Annotated in this window: 17 protein-coding genes; 9 read left to right on the top strand and 8 right to left on the bottom strand. The window is 71.1% G+C overall.

What is annotated here, in order from left to right:
• The first annotated feature begins 55 nt into the window (after nucleotides 1–55).
• Genes K8612_RS28120 through K8612_RS28110 form a run of 3 tightly spaced genes read left to right on the top strand, consistent with a single transcriptional unit; the run spans nucleotide 56 to nucleotide 2,300 of the window.
• Complete coding sequence (locus K8612_RS28120; protein ID WP_223764538.1) at nucleotides 56–895, top strand: hypothetical protein; 840 nt, start codon at nucleotides 56–58, stop codon at nucleotides 893–895.
• Complete coding sequence (locus K8612_RS28115) at nucleotides 892–1,839, top strand: RimK family alpha-L-glutamate ligase (RefSeq protein WP_223764537.1); 948 nt, start codon at nucleotides 892–894, stop codon at nucleotides 1,837–1,839. The genes K8612_RS28120 and K8612_RS28115 overlap by 4 nt, the downstream gene beginning before the upstream one ends.
• Before the next feature lie 53 nt (nucleotides 1,840–1,892).
• A complete protein-coding gene (locus tag K8612_RS28110) occupies nucleotides 1,893–2,300 on the top strand; it encodes a hypothetical protein (protein WP_223764536.1) in 408 nt (135 codons plus the stop codon).
• 58 nt (nucleotides 2,301–2,358) lie between these two features.
• Here K8612_RS28110 and metH read toward each other — a convergent pair whose 3' ends face one another.
• A complete protein-coding gene (gene metH, locus K8612_RS28105; RefSeq protein ID WP_223764535.1) occupies nucleotides 2,359–5,874 on the bottom strand; it encodes a methionine synthase in 3,516 nt (1,171 codons plus the stop codon).
• Nucleotides 5,871–6,767 carry a metalloregulator ArsR/SmtB family transcription factor gene (locus tag K8612_RS28100; protein WP_223764534.1) on the bottom strand — a complete coding sequence of 299 codons (897 nt, stop codon included), beginning with the start codon at nucleotides 6,765–6,767 and terminating at the stop codon, nucleotides 5,871–5,873. The genes metH and K8612_RS28100 overlap by 4 nt, the downstream gene beginning before the upstream one ends.
• Nucleotides 6,768–6,866: 99 nt before the next feature.
• Here K8612_RS28100 and K8612_RS28095 point away from each other — a divergent pair, with 99 nt between their 5' ends.
• Together K8612_RS28095 and K8612_RS28090 are read left to right on the top strand one after the other, a co-directional pair.
• Nucleotides 6,867–7,745, top strand: coding sequence for a patatin-like phospholipase family protein (locus K8612_RS28095; RefSeq protein WP_223738505.1), 879 nt, complete (start codon nucleotides 6,867–6,869; stop codon nucleotides 7,743–7,745).
• Between the two features lie 130 nt (nucleotides 7,746–7,875).
• Nucleotides 7,876–9,477, top strand: a complete 1,602-nt coding sequence (locus K8612_RS28090) for a S8 family peptidase (protein WP_223764533.1) — start codon at nucleotides 7,876–7,878, stop codon at nucleotides 9,475–9,477.
• An 88-nt stretch (nucleotides 9,478–9,565) separates the two neighbouring features.
• Here the strand turns inward: K8612_RS28090 and K8612_RS28085 are convergent, their stop codons facing one another.
• The 3 genes from K8612_RS28085 to K8612_RS28075 all read right to left on the bottom strand — a co-directional run bounded on the left by K8612_RS28085 (nucleotide 9,566) and on the right by K8612_RS28075 (nucleotide 11,313).
• Nucleotides 9,566–10,009 (bottom strand): CoA-binding protein, encoded by a 444-nt coding sequence (locus K8612_RS28085; RefSeq protein ID WP_223738503.1) that lies wholly within the window; start codon nucleotides 10,007–10,009, stop codon nucleotides 9,566–9,568.
• Nucleotides 10,006–10,911 (bottom strand): hypothetical protein, encoded by a 906-nt coding sequence (locus tag K8612_RS28080; protein ID WP_223738502.1) that lies wholly within the window; start codon nucleotides 10,909–10,911, stop codon nucleotides 10,006–10,008. The genes K8612_RS28085 and K8612_RS28080 overlap by 4 nt, the downstream gene beginning before the upstream one ends.
• Nucleotides 10,912–10,995: 84 nt before the next feature.
• On the bottom strand, nucleotides 10,996–11,313 hold the full coding sequence (locus K8612_RS28075) for a DUF2795 domain-containing protein (RefSeq protein WP_120551507.1): 318 nt from the start codon (nucleotides 11,311–11,313) through the stop codon (nucleotides 10,996–10,998).
• 204 nt (nucleotides 11,314–11,517) lie between these two features.
• Here K8612_RS28075 and K8612_RS28070 point away from each other — a divergent pair, with 204 nt between their 5' ends.
• The 4 genes from K8612_RS28070 to K8612_RS28055 all read left to right on the top strand — a co-directional run bounded on the left by K8612_RS28070 (nucleotide 11,518) and on the right by K8612_RS28055 (nucleotide 14,916).
• Nucleotides 11,518–13,113 (top strand): YiiX/YebB-like N1pC/P60 family cysteine hydrolase, encoded by a 1,596-nt coding sequence (locus tag K8612_RS28070; RefSeq protein WP_223764532.1) that lies wholly within the window; start codon nucleotides 11,518–11,520, stop codon nucleotides 13,111–13,113.
• Nucleotides 13,114–13,130: 17 nt separating this feature from the next.
• Complete coding sequence (locus tag K8612_RS28065) at nucleotides 13,131–13,406, top strand: hypothetical protein (protein WP_223738500.1); 276 nt, start codon at nucleotides 13,131–13,133, stop codon at nucleotides 13,404–13,406.
• Between the two features lie 85 nt (nucleotides 13,407–13,491).
• On the top strand, nucleotides 13,492–14,316 hold the full coding sequence (locus K8612_RS28060) for a SirB1 family protein (RefSeq protein ID WP_223738817.1): 825 nt from the start codon (nucleotides 13,492–13,494) through the stop codon (nucleotides 14,314–14,316).
• A 21-nt stretch (nucleotides 14,317–14,337) separates the two neighbouring features.
• Complete coding sequence (locus K8612_RS28055; RefSeq protein ID WP_223738499.1) at nucleotides 14,338–14,916, top strand: NUDIX hydrolase; 579 nt, start codon at nucleotides 14,338–14,340, stop codon at nucleotides 14,914–14,916.
• On the opposite strand, the gene moaC is transcribed toward K8612_RS28055, so the two are convergent.
• From moaC to trxB, 3 genes are read right to left on the bottom strand one after another with little or no spacing between them, the layout of a single operon-like run.
• Nucleotides 14,913–15,353: a cyclic pyranopterin monophosphate synthase MoaC gene (gene moaC / locus K8612_RS28050; RefSeq protein WP_370639881.1), complete on the bottom strand. Its 441-nt coding sequence runs from the start codon at nucleotides 15,351–15,353 to the stop codon at nucleotides 14,913–14,915. The two genes, K8612_RS28055 and moaC, sit on opposite strands and share 4 nt — an antisense overlap.
• A complete protein-coding gene (locus tag K8612_RS28045) occupies nucleotides 15,350–16,537 on the bottom strand; it encodes a PLP-dependent aspartate aminotransferase family protein (protein ID WP_223764531.1) in 1,188 nt (395 codons plus the stop codon). Before K8612_RS28045 ends, moaC begins: the two co-directional genes overlap by 4 nt.
• Before the next feature lie 40 nt (nucleotides 16,538–16,577).
• Nucleotides 16,578–17,561 carry a thioredoxin-disulfide reductase gene (trxB, locus tag K8612_RS28040; protein ID WP_255672279.1) on the bottom strand — a complete coding sequence of 328 codons (984 nt, stop codon included), beginning with the start codon at nucleotides 17,559–17,561 and terminating at the stop codon, nucleotides 16,578–16,580.
• Nucleotides 17,562–17,646 lie beyond the last annotated feature (85 nt).

Genomic DNA, 17,646 nt, shown 5'->3' with positions numbered 1-17,646 from the left:
GACTTGGATGGGGGGATTGTTCCCCGGGGAGGCGGCCTGCGAGGCTTCCGGGTCCATGCCCAAGCTCGTCCTCGTCGGCGCGGAGCTGTTTCCACACCTGCGCGACCTCCTGCGCGCCGAGGCCCTGCGCGCCGGGTTCCGCGCCGTGGAGGTGCCCGTGAGAGCCTGGGGCGCCACCACGACGCCCTGGGTGGAGGTGAAGGGCGGCCGGTTCCGCGCGGGGCTGCTCGGTCCCGAAGGCCCCGAGGAGCTGGAGCGCGAGGACGTGTTCTGGTGCCTCTCCGAAGGTCCGCTGCCCCCGGAGGAGGACTACCTGCGCGCGGAGCGGGAGGCCCTGCGCGAGGGCTTCCACACCACCTGCCCCGCGCGCACCCTCAACCGCAGGGGCCTGCTCTCCGTCCCCTGGACGGTGCCCTCCTGGCGGCTGCTCGCCCAACAGCTCCCGGCACGAGAGGGGGCCTGCGTCCTCGCGCCGCCCCACTTCCATGTGGGCACGCCCCCCGAGGACGGCCGCCGGTGGAAGCCCTGGCCCCAGGAGGCGGGGGGCACCGATGCACGGGTCTGGTGGACGGTGTCCGCGCCGGGGCCGCTCCACATGGCGTGGGTGATGGGCCAGCAGGTCAGCCTGTGGAGCGTCGAAGACGGCGGCGGGGCCCGGGTGGCGCCGACACCCGAACTCGCCGCGGACCTCGCGCGGCTCGCGGCCGGCTGTGGCGCGGAGTTCCTGGAGGTCCTGCTGGTGCCCTCCGCGTCCCCCACGGCCTGGGCGGCGCTCCAACTGTCGTTCGTTCCGGAGGGCCTGGAGTCGATGCTCTCCGGTGAGCACCCCGCGCTCGTGGAGCAGGCGGAACACTTCGTCCGCGCTCAGCTCGCGGGCCAGGAGGTCGGGCCGTGATCTTGTTGATGGGTCCCATCGATGAGCTGGTGACGTCCTTCTTCCTCGCGCACCTCACCGACACGAAGAGCGAGTACCTCTTCGTGGACCAGCGGCACCTGGGCACGCAGGTGCGCCTGGAGCTGGACCTGGCGCCGGGGCCTCACGCCTCGCGGAGGCTGCGAGGAGCGGTGTGCTTTCCCACCTGGCGCGTCGACCTGGAGGACATCTCCGGCATCTTTTCGCGCCTGGGCACGGGGGGCGTCCGCGAACACGTGACGCCGGAGGTCCGCGCCGAGCGGGCCCATGCGAATGCCCTCATGGACCTCTTCCACGGCCCGGTGGCCAACCGCCCCACGGCGATGGTGTCCAACAACAGCAAGCCCTGCCAGTACGCCGCCATCCTCGCCGCGGGCCTGAGCGTGCCCGACACCCTGGCGGGCGGCGACTGGCGGCTGTGGGAGCCCTTCGCCCGGGGCCTGACGGGGGACCCCGTCATCAAGTCCGTCAGCGACGAGCGCTCCCTCGTGAAACAGGTCTCCTGGGATGACACCCGGGCCGCGTTCCTGCCGGGACGGCCTCCGCCGCCCCACCAGTTCCAGCAGCGCATCAGCGGCACCAACGTGCGCGTCCACGTCGTGGGAGGCCGTGAAGTTTTCGCCTGCCGCGCGGAGTCGCAGGCCCTGGACTACCGGCACCCGGACATGACCGGCCACCCGGTGCACCTGCGCGCCACCACCCTGCCGGAGCCCGTGGCCGACGCGTGCCGGCGCCTGTCTTGCGCGCTCGGCCTCCACCTCTCCGGCATCGACCTCATCGAGCCCCCCGGCGGCTCCGCCGACCCCCGCGATTGGGTGTGCCTGGAGGTCAATACCTGCCCCGGCTTCATGTGGTTCGAGCAGCACACGGGGCTTCCCATCGCCCAGGCCCTTGCGCGCTCCCTTCAAGCCCCGCTAGCATCATGAAGCTGTAAAATTCCGGCCTTACGGGAATGCCGGAATCACCAGGGGGATACACCATGTCGAAGCACAACACCGAAGCGGGGCTCATCACGTCGCGGGACCTGCCGAAGCTGGCGGAGGCGGGCCAGGTGGCGGCGCCCGAGGTGGGCCACAGCGCGCAGGAGCTGCGTCAGGCGGTGCAGGCGGCGCTGGCGGAGCAGTGGTCGCTGATGGGCATCCTCGACACGGGCAAGAAGGCGGCCGACCTGGGCAAGAAGGCCGCGGATGCCCTCACGGACAAGGCCAAGAAGGATGAGGACAAGGCGATCCACGACGAGGGCAAGGCCCGCGACGAGGCGCACAAGAAGATGAACGACGACAAGGCGAAGAACGCCGAGGACCGGAAGAAGCACGGCAAGGAGGCCGCCAGCCTGGGCGTCGCCGCCGGGGCCTTCTCCGACGCCCTCCGCGACCTGCGCGCCTGACGTTCGTGCATCTTCCGGGAAGAGTGGCCCTCCGGCCCTCTTCCCGGTGTTCCTCCGGTCACGTCACGGAGAAGTACGTGGCGCCCGGGTGGTGGAAGACGATGGCGGACACGCTCGCCTCGGGCTCCATCATGCAGCCGTCGGTGAGCTGCACGCCGATCTCCTCCGGCTTGAGCGCGGCGAACAGCTTCGTCTGGTCCTCCAGCCGCGGGCACGCCGGGTAGCCGAACGAGTAGCGCTTGCCGGTGTACTCCGCGCGGAAGCGCTCCAGCATCGTCATGTCCGCGCGGTCCGGGAAGCCCCACATGCTGCGCAGTTGCGTGTGCAGGAGCTCCGCGTAGCCCTCCGCGGTCTCCAGCGCCAGCGCCTGCACCGCGTGCATCTTGAGGAACTCGCCCTTCGCCTTGAAGCCCTCGGACAGCTCGCGGATGCCCGCGCCCGCGGTGGTGACGAACAGCGAGAGCGCGTCCACCGGCTTGCCGTTCTCCAGCGGCTTCACGTAGTCCGCCAGGCACAGGCCGTTGTCCTTGTCCTGCCGGGGGAAGTCGAAGGACGTCACCGGCTCGCCCGTCGTGCCGTCGAAGAGCAGCACCCGGTCGCCGTCGCTGGCCGCCTTGAAGAACTGGAACACCGAGCGCGCGTGCATCACGCCGCCGCGCAGGAGCGTCTTCAGCTCCTCCACCGCCTCCTTCAGCGCCAGCGCCTTGCGGCCCTCCTCCGTCTTCGCCAGCTCCGCCTCGGCCGGGGTCCCCAGCGCGCGCGACGACGTGCGCAGGCCCAGGTGGCGGCCGTAGAGCATCACCGGGTTGATGAACTTCCAGATGTGGTCCAACGGCGTGTTGGTGAGCACGTGCCGCGCGAAGTCCGGCGCGGGCGGCACCGTGGCCAGCACCGGCACCTCCGTGCTGCGCGAGCGGCGCACCGGGGCCGCGGGCGCGGGCCGGTCCTTCGCCTCCTGCGCCAGCTTCAGCCGCCGCGCGGCCAGGTCATCCCGCAGCTTCGCGTGCGCGCCCGGTTCGACAATCTGCTTCGCCAGCTCCAGGCCGTTCATCGCGTCCTGCGCGTAGGCCACCGTGCCGCCGCCGTAGGCCGGGGCGATGTTGCGGTCCACGAAGTTGCGGCTGAGCGCGGCGCCGCCCACCAGGATGGGCGTCTCCACGCCCGCGCGCCGCAGGTCCTCCGCGGTGGCCACCATCTGGTGCGCGCTCTTCACCAGCAGGCCGGACAGGCCCAGGATGTCCGGGCGGTGCTCCTTCACCGCCAGCACCAGTTGCTCGGGCGGGACCTTGATGCCCAGGTTCACCACCTGGAAGCCGTTGTTGGCGAGGATGATCTCCACCAGGTTCTTGCCGATGTCGTGCACGTCCCCCTTCACCGTCGCGAGGACGATCTTCCCGCGCGACGCCGCCTGGGTCTTGCTCATGTGCGGCTCCAGGTGGCTCACCGCCGCCTTCATGGACTCCGCGCTCTGGAGCACCTCCGCGACGATGAGCTCGTTGGCGCCGAAGAGGCGGCCCACCTCGTCCATGCCCTTCATCAGCGGCCCGTTGATGATCTCCAGCGGCGACATCTCCTTCATCGCCAGGTCCAGGTCCGCCGTCAGGCCGTCGCGCGTGCCCTCGATGATGTAGCGCTGGAGCCGCTCGTTCAGCGGCAGGCTGCTCACCTGGGCGCGTGCGGGCTTGCGCTCGCGGAAGTGCGCCGCGAAGGGCGTCACGGGGTCCGTGCCCCGGTTGTAGATGAGGTCCTCGGAGAGCTTGCGCTCCTCCTCCGGCAGTGACGGGTAGCGCTCCAGCTTCTCCGAGTTGACGAGCGCCATGTCCAGGCCCGCCTGCACGCAGTGGTACAGGAACACGGAGTTGAGCACCTCGCGGCCCGCGGTGGGCAGGCCGAAGGACACGTTGCTGATGCCCAGCACCGTGCGGCACTGGGGGAAGCGCTGTTTGATCAGCCGCACGCCCTCGATCGTCTCCACGCCGCTGCCGGTGTACTGCGCGTCACCGGAGGCGCAGGGGAACACCAGCGGGTCGAAGTAGAGGTCCTCCGGGCGCATGCCGTACTTCTGGGTGAGCAGCTCGTAGCTGCGCTCGGCCACGGCGAGCTTGCGGTCGCGCGTGACGGCCATGCCCACCTCGTCGATGCAGCCCACCACCAGCGCCGCGCCGAACGCCTTCGCCAGCGGGACGACCTTCTCGAAGCGCTCCTCGCCGTCCTCCAGGTTGACGGAGTTGATGATGGCCTTGCCCTGGCAGTACGTGAGCGCCATGGCGATGACCTTCTCGTCCGTCGAGTCGATCATCAGCGGCACGCGCACCTTCTTGACCACCACCTCCAGGAAGTGGCGCATGTCCTCCAGCTCGTCCCGGTCCGGGTTCGCCAGGCAGATGTCGATGACCTGCGCCGCCCGCCGCACCTGGGCGCGGGCAATCTCCGACGCGTCGTCGAACGCGCCCGCGACGATGAGTTCCTTGAACTTCTTGCTGCCGATGACGTTGGTGCGCTCACCCACGATGATGGGGCGCTGCTCGTCCGTCACCTCCAGGTAGTCCACGCCGGACAGCGACGAGCGCGGCTTCGGAACTTCCGTGCGAGGCTTGAGCCCCTTCACCGCGGCGGCGAGCGCCTCGATGTGGCCCGCGTGCGTGCCGCAACAGCCGCCCACCACGTTGATCCAACCGTTGTCACAGAAGCGCCGGAGCGACCGGGCGATCATCTCCGGCGACTCCAGGTACTGGCCGTTCTCGTCCGGCAGGCCCGCGTTGGGCACGCACGACACCGGGAACGGGCTCATGGACGACAGCGACCGGATGTGGTCCGTCATGAAGTCCGGGCCCGTGGCGCAGTTGAGCCCCAGGTACAGCAGGTCCGTGTGCTCCAGCGACGTGGCCAGGCTCTCCACGGACTGGCCCGCGAGCATCGTGCCCATGGGCTCGATGGTGCCGGACACCGCCACCGGCAGCTTCCAGCCCAGCTTCCGGAAGGCCCGGTCGATGCCCAGCAGCGCCGCCTTCACGTTGCGCGTGTCCTGCGCCGTCTCCACCAGCAGGTAGTCGGAACCGCCCAGGGCGAGCCCCTCCGCCTGCACGGCGAAGTTGTCCACCAGCTCCTCGAAGGTGATGCCGCCCGTGACGCTGATGGCCTTGGTGGTGGGGCCAATGGAGCCCGCCACCCAGCGCATCCGCCCGTCCTTCGCCTCCGCGGCCTTCGCGGCCTTCAGCGCCAGGCGGGACGCGGCGATGTTGATCTCCATCGCCTTGTGGCCCAGCTCGAACTCCGCCAGCACCACCGGGGTGCCGCCGAAGCTGTCCGTCTCCGTCACGTCCGCGCCCGCGGCGAAGTACTTCGCGTGGATGCCCTCGATGACGTCCGGGCGGGTGAGGACCAGGTGCTCGTTGCAGCCCTCGTACTCCGCGCCGCCGAAGTCCGCCGCCATCAACTGGTGGCCCTGCAGGAGCGTGCCCATGGCGCCGTCCAGCACCAGGATGCGCTCGCGCATCGCGGCCTGGAGCGCCTGCACGCGCTGGCCGTGCTCCCCGGGGGGAAGCGGCAGGGGTTGGGCGATGTGGCTCGTCATGACGGTTTGACTCCGGTCAGCAGGAAGACGCGGAAGGGACTGGCCCCGTCGCGCGCGTGCGTCTCGCGGGTGAACGACGTGAAGCCGGCCTCGCGAAGGGCCGCTTCCAGGACTTCGGGCGAAAAGCCCATGTGACGGTGCCCCAACCGCTCCAGCACCCACTTCTCTTCGTGCGGCATCAGCTCCAGCACCACCAGCCGGCCGCCCGGCTTGAGCAGCCGCGCCGCCTCCGCCACCACCGCCGCGGGCGCCTCCACGTGGTGGAGGCTCTGCGAAATCACCACCAGGTCCATGCGCCCGCCGGCCAGGGACAGCCGGTGCAGGTCCTCGCGCAGGAACGTGATGTTGGTGAGCGCGTCACGCTGGGCCAGGGCGCGCGCCTGGGACAGCGCGTCCTCGCTCTGGTCAATGGCCCACACGTGCCGCGCCCACCGCGCCATGGCCCGGCTGAACACGCCCGTGCCGCAGCCGAAGTCCGCCACGTCCAGGGGCGGCAGCAGCGACGCCAGCGCCCCCGCCCAGAGGAACCACGACTGGCCGGGCTCCAGCAGCCGCTCGTTGAGCGCCTGCCGGTCCTCCCGCGCGCGCAAGAGGTCGTTGAGCCGCGCCGAGTCCCCCGCCGCGTCATCCGCCTCGCGTGCCAGCCGGACGAGCGGCCAGCGCGAGTCATCCGACTCCAGCGCCAGCGAATAGTACGTGAAGCCCGCCTGCCGCTCCTCGCGGATGAGCCCCAGCCCCTTCAGCTTCGACAGGTGGTGCGACACCGACGACTGGGCCACCCCCACCAGCGACACGAGCTCCGTCACGTTCAGCGGCGCCTGGGCCACCAGCCGCAGGATGCGCAGCCGCGTCGTGTCCCCCAGGACACGGAAGGATTGGGAGAGAACGTCCATATCGAGCCATCAACATATATCGATGCTCTGACACGGGCACAATGGCCCCGGCAACGCATTGCGTTGCCTTGGAACGCACCCATCCCGTAAAAATCCGAAATGGCTCCCTCCTCCACGTTGCACTCCCTGCTCGAAGGCAAGCGGTTCGGGCTGGTCCTCTCCGCGGGCTACTTCGGGTTCTACGGCCATGCGGGTTTCCTGAAGGGGCTGCACGCCAGCGGCCTGAAGCCCCACGCCTACGCGGGCACGTCCGCGGGCGGGATGGTGGCGGCGTACGCGGCGGCGGGCATGCCCATGCCGGCGCTGGAGGAGCTGGTGCTGCGCCAGACGCGGGCCAACTTCTGGGACCCGGACCCCCTTGGCGCGATGCTGAACGTGGCGTCCCAGGGGCACGGCTTCACGGGCCTGCTCAAGGGCGAGCGCTTCCGGCGCCTGCTGGAGTCCACGCTGCCGGTGTCCACCTTCGAGGACCTGCCGCACCCGCTGCTGCTCACCGTCGCCAACCTCACCCAGGGCACGCACCAGGCGTTCACCACCGGGGAGCTGGCCCCGCGCGTCCACGCCACCTGCGCGTACCCGGGCCTCTTCCGCGCGGTGCCGCTGGACGGACAGCTCTTCTGGGACGGCGGGCTGGTGGACAAGGCGCCCGCGCTGGCCCTCCAGGAGAGCGCCATCGGCAAGGACCTGGACGCCATCCTCGTGCACTACCTGCCCAGCCGCACGCGCAAGGTGGTGGGCGGCCCCATGGCCTATCCGCAGGGTCTGGCCGCCGGCTCCGCCGCGCTCCGGCGCGACCACTTCCGGCTCCAGCTCACCGTGCTCCAGACGCGCGACGTGCCCGTCTACGTCGTCGTCTCCAACCTGCCCCCGGTGACGCCCGCCACGCTGGAGCGCGGCTTCGACGCGTTGGACCAGGCCCGGCTGTCCGCGGAGCGCGCCCTGGCCCGGCCCCCCGTCCCCTTCGAGCAGAGCACCTGAGCGCCTTCGCACGCCCGCCCGGTTCAATGAGGCGCGAATAAACCATCAGGATAGAAATAGCAGAATAGCCAGATTTGAATGACAGACCGGCGTGGCATGGTGGGGATGTTGTCCATCCCGGAGGAAGTCCATGCTGAAGTCGACGCTGTCCCCGCTCCGCCTGCGTGGCGCGGTCATGGCTGTGTCCCTGCTGGCGTTGGCCCCCGCTGCTGGCGCCGCGCCCTCGCTGGCGCCGCGCGCGCTCCTGGCGAAGCCCACGGGGCGCGAGCTGCCCGCGGGGACGTTCGTGGAGCGGCTGGTGGTGAAGTTCCACGAGGGCAGCCACGTGCGCCTGCGCGACAACGCGCTGCGCGCCCTGTCCTCCGAGCGCAGCGCCGGCGAGCGCGAGCTGTTGGCCGGCCTGCGCCTGGACGCCGCGCGCGTGGACGCGGACCTGGCGGAGGTGGTGGCGCTGTTGGACCGCGCGCCGCGCATCGGGGCGCTGGAGCGGGTGTTCCAGGCGGAGGAGGCCACGCTGGACGCGAGCAAGGCGTCCGGTGAGCGCGCGAGCGGCGAGCAGTTGGCGGACCTGAACCTGTACTTCGAAGTTCCGCTGCTGCCCGGCACCACCGCGGACACCGTGGCGGACCTGGTGGCGGCGCTCAACCGCGTTGGCAGCGTGGAGACGGCCTACGCGGCGCCGCCCCCGGAGCCGGCGATGGTGAACTTCGCCATGGAGGCGGGGCTGCGCGCGCTCCTGTCCGCGGCGGACCTGCCGCCCACCACGCCGCTGTACCAGGCGAACCAGGGCTACCTGAACGCGGCGCCCTCCGGCATCAACGCGACGTACGCGTGGACGGTGACGGGCGGCCGGGGCACCAACGTGAAGTTCGTGGACATCGAGGGAGGCTGGCGCACCACGCACGAGGACTTCCCCACGTTCTTCCGGGTGGGCGGCACGCAGTACAACGACCTGGGCTGGCGCAACCACGGCACCGCGGTGCTGGGTGAAATCGTGGGCGCGTCCAACGGCTACGGCGTGACGGGCATCGCCAACGCAGCGACGCCGGGCGTGGAGGCCATTGGCGCGCAGAGCACCGCGAGCGCCATCACCAACGCGGCGGCGGCGGTGGGCACGGGCGGCGTCGTCCTCATCGAGCTGCACGCGGGCGGCCCCAGCGACGGCACGGCCTGCACGTGCAACACGTCCCAGTGCAACTACATCGCGATGGAGTACTGGCAGGACAACTACGACGCCATCCGCAACGCCACCGCCAACGGCGTCATCATCGTGGAGGCGGCGGGCAACGGCAGCGCGAACCTGGACGCGGCCGCGTACGGCGGCCGGTTCAACCCGGCCACGCGTGACTCGGGCGCCATCCTGGTGGGCGCCAGCACCGCCACCACGCGCGTGCCCATGTGCTGGACCAACTTCGGCCAGCGCGTGAACGTGCACGGCTGGGGCGAGTCCGTCGTCACCACCGGCTACGGCGACCGCTTCGGCAGCGGGTACGGCGAGGACCAGTACTACACGTCCACCTTCAGCGGCACCTCCAGCGCGTCGCCCATCATCGTGGGCGCCGCCGTCAGCGCCCAGGGCGTGGCGCGCGCCAACGGCCGGCTGCTGACGTCCGTGCAGATGCGCGGCCTGCTGCGCAACAACGGCACGGCGCAGGCTTCGGACACGCGGCAGATTGGCCCCCTGCCGGACCTGGCGAAGGCCCTGCCCAAGGTCATCTCCGGCAACTACTGAGCTTGAAGCAGGCCGCCGCCCTCCACGCGCGGCCTCGCGGCCCTCCGTGCCCTTGCCGGGCGCGGAGGGCCGTGGTTCTTCCAGGCCGTCAGCGCCCGCTGTAGCGGCGGTGGTCCACCATCAGGCAGCGGTCCTGCACCACGCGGATGCCGGCGGCGGCCAGCCTCTTCGCCGCGTCGTCGTTGCGGATGCCGGACTGGAACCACACCGCCTTGGGCTTCTTGGCGATGATGTCGTCCACGTGCTGGTCGATGTCGCCGGGCCTGCGGAACACGTCCACCAGGTCGATGTCACCCGGGATGTCCACCAGCCTCCGGTACACCGGCTTGCCAAGAATCACCTTCGCGTCCGGGTAGTAGACGGGCACCGGCACCACGTCCACGCCCGCCTTCGCCAGGTACTCCGGCACGTAGTACGCGGGCTGGGCGGAGTGGTCCTCCGTCTTGATGCCCAGCACCGCCACGCGCCGGGCCTCCTGCACCACGTGCTTCACACCCGCTTCGGTCTCGATGAGGTACTCGTCGTGGCTCATGGCCCTTCCTCCTGGAGCGCTTCCGCCTGGGACTCGGTGGTGAGCGTCAGCGTGCCGCCCGCCCCCACCGCCTTCACCTTCAGCAGGCGGCGCACCGGGATGAACCGGGCCCACGTCACCACCTGCTCGCCTTCACACGTCACGCCCTTGGAAAGTTCGGGCGAGCCGGCCTCCGCCCACGCGGCCTTCAGCTCCGCCGGGGCGTGGGCGGGCAGCGCGTCCAGGCACCTCAGCGTCAGCACCACCGCGTCACCGAACGACGTGAGCCGCGTGCCCTGCACCGTGCGCTCCAGCAGATAGGCGCGCTCCTCGCCGTCCACGTCCACGGAGTCCACCGCCCAGGTGCGCTGCCCCTCCACCAGGTTGCGCTGGAGCAGCCCCGCGTACTTCGCCTCCCACTCGCGGCGCGTGCGGATCTCCAGCGCCTCCGGGCTGAAGAAGCGCTCCACCTCCGGAAGGCCGGTGCCCTCGGGCGCCACCTGCCGCAGCGCCTCCCGCGCGGCCTCCGGGCCCACCAGCTTCACGAAGGTGCCGTCCGCCGCCAACTGCATGCGCAGCGTGAAGCGCTCCAGCACGGCGCCGGACAGGGACGGCACGTCGTGCCCGTCATGCGCCTGGCGCGGGGTGCGCACGGCCTGGGCCACGCGCCAGCCGCCGTCGGACGGGGTGAAGCGGGTCTCGGTGGTGAAGGCCGCCTCGTCGCGCACCTCCGGCCGGCCCTCGCGCTGGAGGGTGCGGGTGGCGCGCACGGATTCGGTGAGGAGGCGGTCCACGGGGGGCTTGAAGTCCAGACGCACCGGCGGCGGCAGCCCCGGCGCGGGGTTGAGCGGCGGATACCGGGAGGTGCACCCGGCGGCGGCCAGCGACAGCAGCAGACAGCTCCACGAAAGGCCCGTACGCATGCGCTCGCGAACGCTGGCAGAAAGCCAGGGCGCCCGCGAGCGTCTTGCAACGTCCTTGCGTGGAGTGTCCGCGCGCAGGCGACACTAGGGGTGGCGCGTCTCGCCCTCGGAGGCACCCTCGATGCGGTCGCGCCCGATGTTGCGCCGGTCGCGGTCCACGCCATCGTCGTCCTTCAGGCCGTTCATCGCGAAGCGGCGCTCGGCCTCCGCCAGGTCGCGCAGCACGTGCTCGCGCAGCATGTACTCCGTCTGTGGCAGGGACTTGAGGATGTTGATGATGTCGACCGGGGCCTCGTTGTCCGCGGCGGCCTCGACGAGTTCCTCGCGCGTCGCCGGGTACTCCACCCCATCCAGGTGCGGGGTGATGGAGCGCGAGGGATCCTCCGCCTTTCCGTAAGCCATCGTGTCTTCCACCTTTCTTGCGCCCGGAGCTTCCAGTGCCCGGGCGGCCATCCATGCCTCAACCTGGGGATGGCGCCCGCTCCGGGCCACCCTGTCGCCCGCCACCTCCCAAGACGCCGGGCAGGCAGGGGACCGGCCGTCTTGCCCGCGTCCGCTTCGGGGTAGAGTCCTCCCGCGCCAACGCCCGCCGGAGTGTCCTCCCTGATGTCCGCAGCCTCCCTGCTCGCCGCCTGGCTCACGTTCGCCAGCCCCCCCGCCGAAGCGCCGCCCCCCGCTCCCGCCGCCGAGCAGGCGCCGCGCGACGTCTACGCGCTGGACGACGCCGCCTTCGTCGCCCAGGCCCGCCGGGACCTGGAGGCGCTGCGCCAGGGGACGGAGGGGCTGCGCCGGCTCAAGGAGGAGGCCTTCCGCTCCAGGGCGCTGTACCAGCGCGGCAAGGACGTGCCGTACACCCCGGACGAGAAGCAGCTCCTGGTGTCCACCTGGGCCGCCTTCTTCGACTGCTTCGTCTCCACGGAGGTGGTGCGCCAGCGCTACTGGGACTTCCTCAAGGTGCCCGCCCTCACCCAGCCGAGGAAGCACGCCTGGGGCTTCCTGCTCACCCACGCCGCGCTCGCGTCGGAGCTGGCGCAGGGGATGGCCTTCGCGGACCTCACCGGGGGACAGGACCAGGTGAAGGTGCTGCTGGACGAGCCCGGCCCCGAGTACGGCCTGCCCGCGCGCGCCTTCAGCCGCTTCAAGGAGAAGGTCGTCCACGTGGGCACCAGCACGCAGCTCTTCACGGGCGACGGCTACCGCGCCACGCTGCACCCGGTGCTGGCGAAGTCCGGCGTGCTGACCGAGCCCGGCGTCCCCGCGCTCTTCCAGGCCATGCGGCGGGACAGCCAGGCGGCCCGCGCGCGCCTGTTGAAGCGCGGCCCGGTGCTCTTCGCCAAGGCCGCGGCGGACCTCACCCAGGACACCACCGCCCGCGCGGTGTTCCCGGTGCAGAAGACGGTGGCGGAGTGGATGGGCGACACGCGCGTGCACCGCTCCGGCAGGCCGCTCATCTCCCGGGAGCAGGTGCTGGCGCTGTTGCCGCGCATGGCCCCGGGCGACGTGATGGTCGCGCGGCAGAACTGGTTCCTGTCCAACATCGGGCTGCCGGGCTTCTGGCCGCACGCGGAGCTGTACGTGGGCACCGCCCGGGAGCTGTCCCTGGCGTTCGACGCGGACCCGGGGGTGAAGGCCTGGGTGGCCACCCTGCCCGGCCGGCCGGAGACGTTCACCGCCCACCTGGCGAAGGCCTTCCCCGCCAAGTGGGCCGAGTACACCGGCAAGGACGCGCACGGGGACCCGCTGCGCATCATCGAGTCCATCAGCGAGGGCGTGAGCTTCACCGGCGTGGAGCACGGCATGCACGTGGACTACCTGGGCGTGCTGCGGCCCCGGCTGTCACCGGTGGACAAGGCCCGCGCCATCCTGCGCGCCTTCACCTTCCAGGGCCGGCCGTACGACTTCAACTTCGACTTCTTCTCCGACCAGTCGCTGGTGTGCACGGAGCTGGTGTGGAAGTCCTACGCCCCGTCGAAGGACATGAAGGGCCTGGACATCCCCCTGGTGAGCGTGGCGGGGCGCAGGACGCTGCCGGCGAACGAAATCGTGCGCGTGTTCGACGCCGAGTACGGCCAGCCCGGCCGGCAGTTCGACTTCGTCGCCTTCCTGGACGGGCGGGAGGGCCCGGGGGACGCCGTCGAAGCGAACGCCGAGTCCTTTCGTTACACGTACCGGCGGATGAAGTGGGACATCGCCCAAGAGTGATGCAAGAGGCACACACCATGACGGAAGAGACGGCGAACGAGCTGCTGGCCCTGGCCTCCCCCCTCTACGAGCGGATGATTGCCCAGCAGCAGGCGAAGGTGCTCAAGCTGGCGCGAGAGGCGGTGCCCAACATCGGGCCGGAGGAGCTGCGCAACCCGCACGACTTCCCGGAGCTGAAGGAGCACCCGACCTTCGAGTTCGAGGACGGCATCCTGGCGGGGCTGATTTCAGCCCAGATGGCCCTGCGCGCGGAAATCAAGGGCCGGCTGCCTCCGGCACCTCCGGGCACCTGATGCTCGGCTGCCTGCTTTTGCCGTGAGGAGCCTCCGTGGGTTACTGGTGCGCACCGTGAGCTTTCCCTCTGGTTTCGGCCCTCCGCTGGCGCGTGAGCGGCTGGTGTCTTCCCTGGCCGCGGATCCACCGCGGCTGGACCTGGCGGCCCTGGCCATCGCGACGCTGGGCCATGAGGACCTGGATGCGCCGGCCTGTCTCAGGACGCTGGACGCGCTCGCCGCGCGGGTGCAGGTGGAGGCGGAGCGCCTGCGCGACAAGGGCGAGGCCCTGGCCCCCTTGCGCGCCCTGCGCCACGTGCTCGCGGACATCGAGGGCTTCCGGGGCAACGAGGACGACTACCACTCCCCGGACAACAGCTTCCTGGACCGGGTGCTGGAGCGGAAGGTGGGGCTGCCCATCACGCTGTCGGTGCTCTACCTGGAGGTGGCGCGCCGCGCGGGCATCCCGCTGTACGGCGTCCCCTTCCCCGGCCACTTCCTGGTGGCGTGCGACGCGGGCGACCACAAGCTGGTGATGGACCCCTTCCACCACGGCGACATCCTCACGGAGCACGGCTGCGAGGAGCTGCTCAAGCGCGTGGCGCCGCAGCTCAAGTTCGACCGGGCCATGCTCGCGCCCGCGCCGGTGGAGCTCATCGCGTACCGCATGCTGTCCAACCTGCGCCGCGTGTACCTGGGCCGCGACGACAGCCAGCAGGGGCTGGCGGTGGTGGACCTGCTGCTGCTCCTGGCCCCGGACCACCCCGGAGAGCTGCGCACCCGCGCGTCGCTGCTCACCACGCTGGGCGCCTTCCGCGCGGCGCTCAAGGACGTGGAGCGCTGCCTGGAGCTGTCCCCGGACGCGCCGGACCGCGAGCGCCTGGAGATGTCCGCCCGCGAGCTGCGCGAGCGCGCCGAGCTGCTCAACTGAAAGCAAAGGAAACCCGCCCGCATGCCTTCCGCGCCCGAGTCGCCCAAGTCCCAAGTGAAGCCCTGGCCGCGCCTGCGCCGGGGGCTGGAGCACGACTTCACGGTGGTGAAGGTGCGCGAGGACGTGGTGATGGATCCGCGCACGAACCTGGAGCACCCCCGCGTGCACATCGACTGCGCGGACTGGGTGAACGTCATCGCGGTGACGAAGCAGGACGAGCTGGTGATGGTGCGCCAGTTCCGCTGCGGCATCGAGGCGGCGACGCTGGAGGCCCCCGGCGGCGTCATCGACCCGGGCGAGGACCCGGCCGTGGCCGCCGCGCGCGAGCTGGAGGAGGAGACGGGCTACCGCGCCGGCCGGCTGGAGGCGCTGGGCGTCGTGCACCCCAACCCGGCCTTCCAGACCAACCGCTGCCACACGTACCTGGCGCTGGACTGCGAGCGCGTGAGCGACGGGGACCCGGATGACGGCGAGGACATCGCCGTGGAGCTGCACCCGCGCGCGGACCTGCCCCGGCTCATCCTGGAGGGCCACATCACGCACTCGCTGGTGGTGGTGGCCTTCTTCCTGGAGCGGCTGCGCGCGGAAGCGAAGCGCTAGGCGGGCTCGCGCTCCCAGGTGCCGGAGCGCCCGCCGGACTTGTGGTCCAACCGCACCGCTTCGATGACCATCCCGCGGTCCACGCTCTTGCACATGTCATAGACGGTGAGCGCCGCCGCGCACGCGGCCGTGAGCGCCTCCATCTCCACGCCCGTGCGGTCCACCGTCTTCACCCGCACGCGGACCTCCAGCCCCTCGTCCACGGGCGTGAGCGTCACGTCCACGCCCGCGAGCGCGATGGGGTGGCACAGGGGCACGAAGTCCGGGGTGCGCTTGGCGGCCATGATGCCCGCGAGCCGCGCCGCCGCGAGCACGTCCCCCTTCTCCACCTGCCCCGCGAGGATGCGCTCCCGCGTCGCGGGCAGCATGCGCAGGCGCGCGGTGGCCACCGCCACGCGGTCCGTCTTCGGCTTGTCGCCGACGTCCACCATCTTCACCGGCCGGCCCCCTTCGCCACCGCGGCGAGCAGGTCGTCCGCCACGTCGTCCGGATCCTCCAGCCCCACGGACACGCGGATGAGGCTGTCGCGGATGCCCGCGTGGGCGCGCTCCTCGGGCGTCATCCGGCGGGCGCTGGCGCTGGCCGCGTGCATCACCAGCGTGCCCACGTCCCCCAGGGACGGGCCGGGCTTCGCCACGCGAAGCGCCTCCAGGAACCGGTCCCCCTCCTTCTGCCCCGCGCCCTTGATTTCGAACGCCACCATGGGCCCGAAGCCGCCCTCCAGCACCCGCGCCGCCACCGCGTGGTCCGGGTGGGAGGAGAGGCCGGGGTAGATGACCCGCTCCAGGAGCGGCGAGTCCGCAAGCCGCTTCGCCACGTGGGCGGCGTGCTCGTTGTGGGCCTTCATCCGGACGGGCAGCGTGCGCAGGCCGCGCAGCGTGAGCCACGCCTCGAAGGGGCCCAGCACGTCCCCGGACAGGATGCGCGCCGAGCGCAGCGGGTCGATGCGCTCCCTGGAACCACTCACCGTGCCGCCCAGCGCGTCGCTGTGGCCGTTGAGCCACTTGCTGGTGGACTGCACCGCGTAGTCCGCGCCCAGCTCCAGCGCGCGCTGGCCGAAGGGCGACGGGAACGTCGCGTCCACCGCGAACACCGCCCCCGCGTCCTTGCAGGCCTGCGCGAGCGCGCGGATGTCCGGCACGCGCAAGAGCGGGTTGGAGATGCTCTCCGCCAGCACCAGGCGCGGGCGCCACTCGCGGATGCGCGCGGGCGCGTCCGGGGACGTCACGTCCAGGGGCTTGAGCTCCACGCCCCAGCGGGCGCACAGGTTCTTGTAGAGCGCCCGCGTGACGCCGTAGCCGTCCGTGGGCATCACCAGCACGTCCCCGGCCTTCCACGGCTGCGCGTCGAACAGCGAGCGCAGCGCGGCCATGCCGCTGGCGTAGGCGACGCAGGCCTCCGCGCCCTCCAGCGCCGCCACCGCCTCCTCCAGCAGCGCGGCGTTGGGCGCGCTGATGCGGGCGTAGGCGTAGTCCTTTCCGTCCAGCGCGTCGGACAGGTCGTCGCTGCTGTCGAACCAGTTCACCGCCGCCGGGAAGATGGGCGGCATGACGGGCACGGCCTTGCTCCCGGTGAGCCGGGAGCCCGCGTGCACCGCCACCGTCTTCTGCTTCGTCTTCATGCGCGTGTCGTCTCGCTCGGGACGGAAAGGGAGGAGGCGGCTACTCGCCGTGCTCGATGAGCCAGCGCTCCGCGTCGATGGCGGCCATGCAGCCGGTGCCCGCCGCGGTGATGGCCTGGCGGTAGTAGCTGTCCTGCACGTCGCCGCAGGCGAAGACGCCCTCGATGTTGGTGCGCGTGCTGCCCGGAATCGTCTTCAGGTAGCCGCTCTGGTGCGTCTCCAGGACGCCCTGGAACAGCTCCGTGTTCGGCGTGTGGCCAATGGCCACGAACAGGCCGTGCGCGTTCACCAGCTTGCTGTCGCCCGTCTTGACGTTGCGCACCACGGCGCCCGTCATCCCCTTCCCGTCGCCCACCACCTCTTCCACCGCGGAGTCCCACATGAAGGAGATCTTCGGGTTGTTGAGCGCGCGCTCCTGCATCACCTTGGACGCGCGCAGCGAGTCGCGGCGGTGGATGAGCGTGACGTGGTTGACGATCTTCGCCAGGTACGTGGCCTCTTCCATGGCCGTGTCGCCGCCGCCCACCACCAGCACGTCCTGCTTCTTGAAGAAGGCGCCGTCACAGGTGGCGCACGCGGACACGCCGCGGTTCTTGTAGGTGTCCTCGCCCTTGACGCCCAGCCACTTGGCCGTGGCGCCCGTGGAGATGATGACCGTCTCCGAGCGCACCTGCATGCCGCTCTCGCTCTCCAGCAGGAAGGGCCGCTGGGAGAAGTCCACCTTGGTGACGTTCTCCATGTGGATGACGGTGCCGAAGCGCTCCGCCTGCTTCTGGAAGCGATCCATCAGCTCCGGGCCGGTGATGGCCTCCGGGAAGCCGGGGTAGTTCTCCACGTCGGTGGTGACCATGAGCTGGCCGCCCGGGACGCGCTGCGGGTGCTCCAGGGTGGGGCCGCCCGCGAACACCACGGGCTCCAGGTTGGCGCGCGCCGCGTAGATGGCGGCGGTGTAGCCCGCCGGTCCCGAGCCGATGATGGTGACCTTCTGGATCTTGTCCTGCGACACGGCGCCTCCTGCGCTCATACGTTGACGGGCCCGGACGGTAACAGACGCCGCCGTCCTGGCCATGATACGAACCTGGACCCCATGGATGCCGCTGGCCTCAAGA

The sequence above is a fragment of the Corallococcus sp. AS-1-6 genome (genome assembly GCF_020037015.1).
Classification (GTDB): domain Bacteria; phylum Myxococcota; class Myxococcia; order Myxococcales; family Myxococcaceae; genus Corallococcus.
Note: the sequence above shows the minus strand (reverse complement) of the source record. Positions and strands in the feature narration are given on the sequence as shown.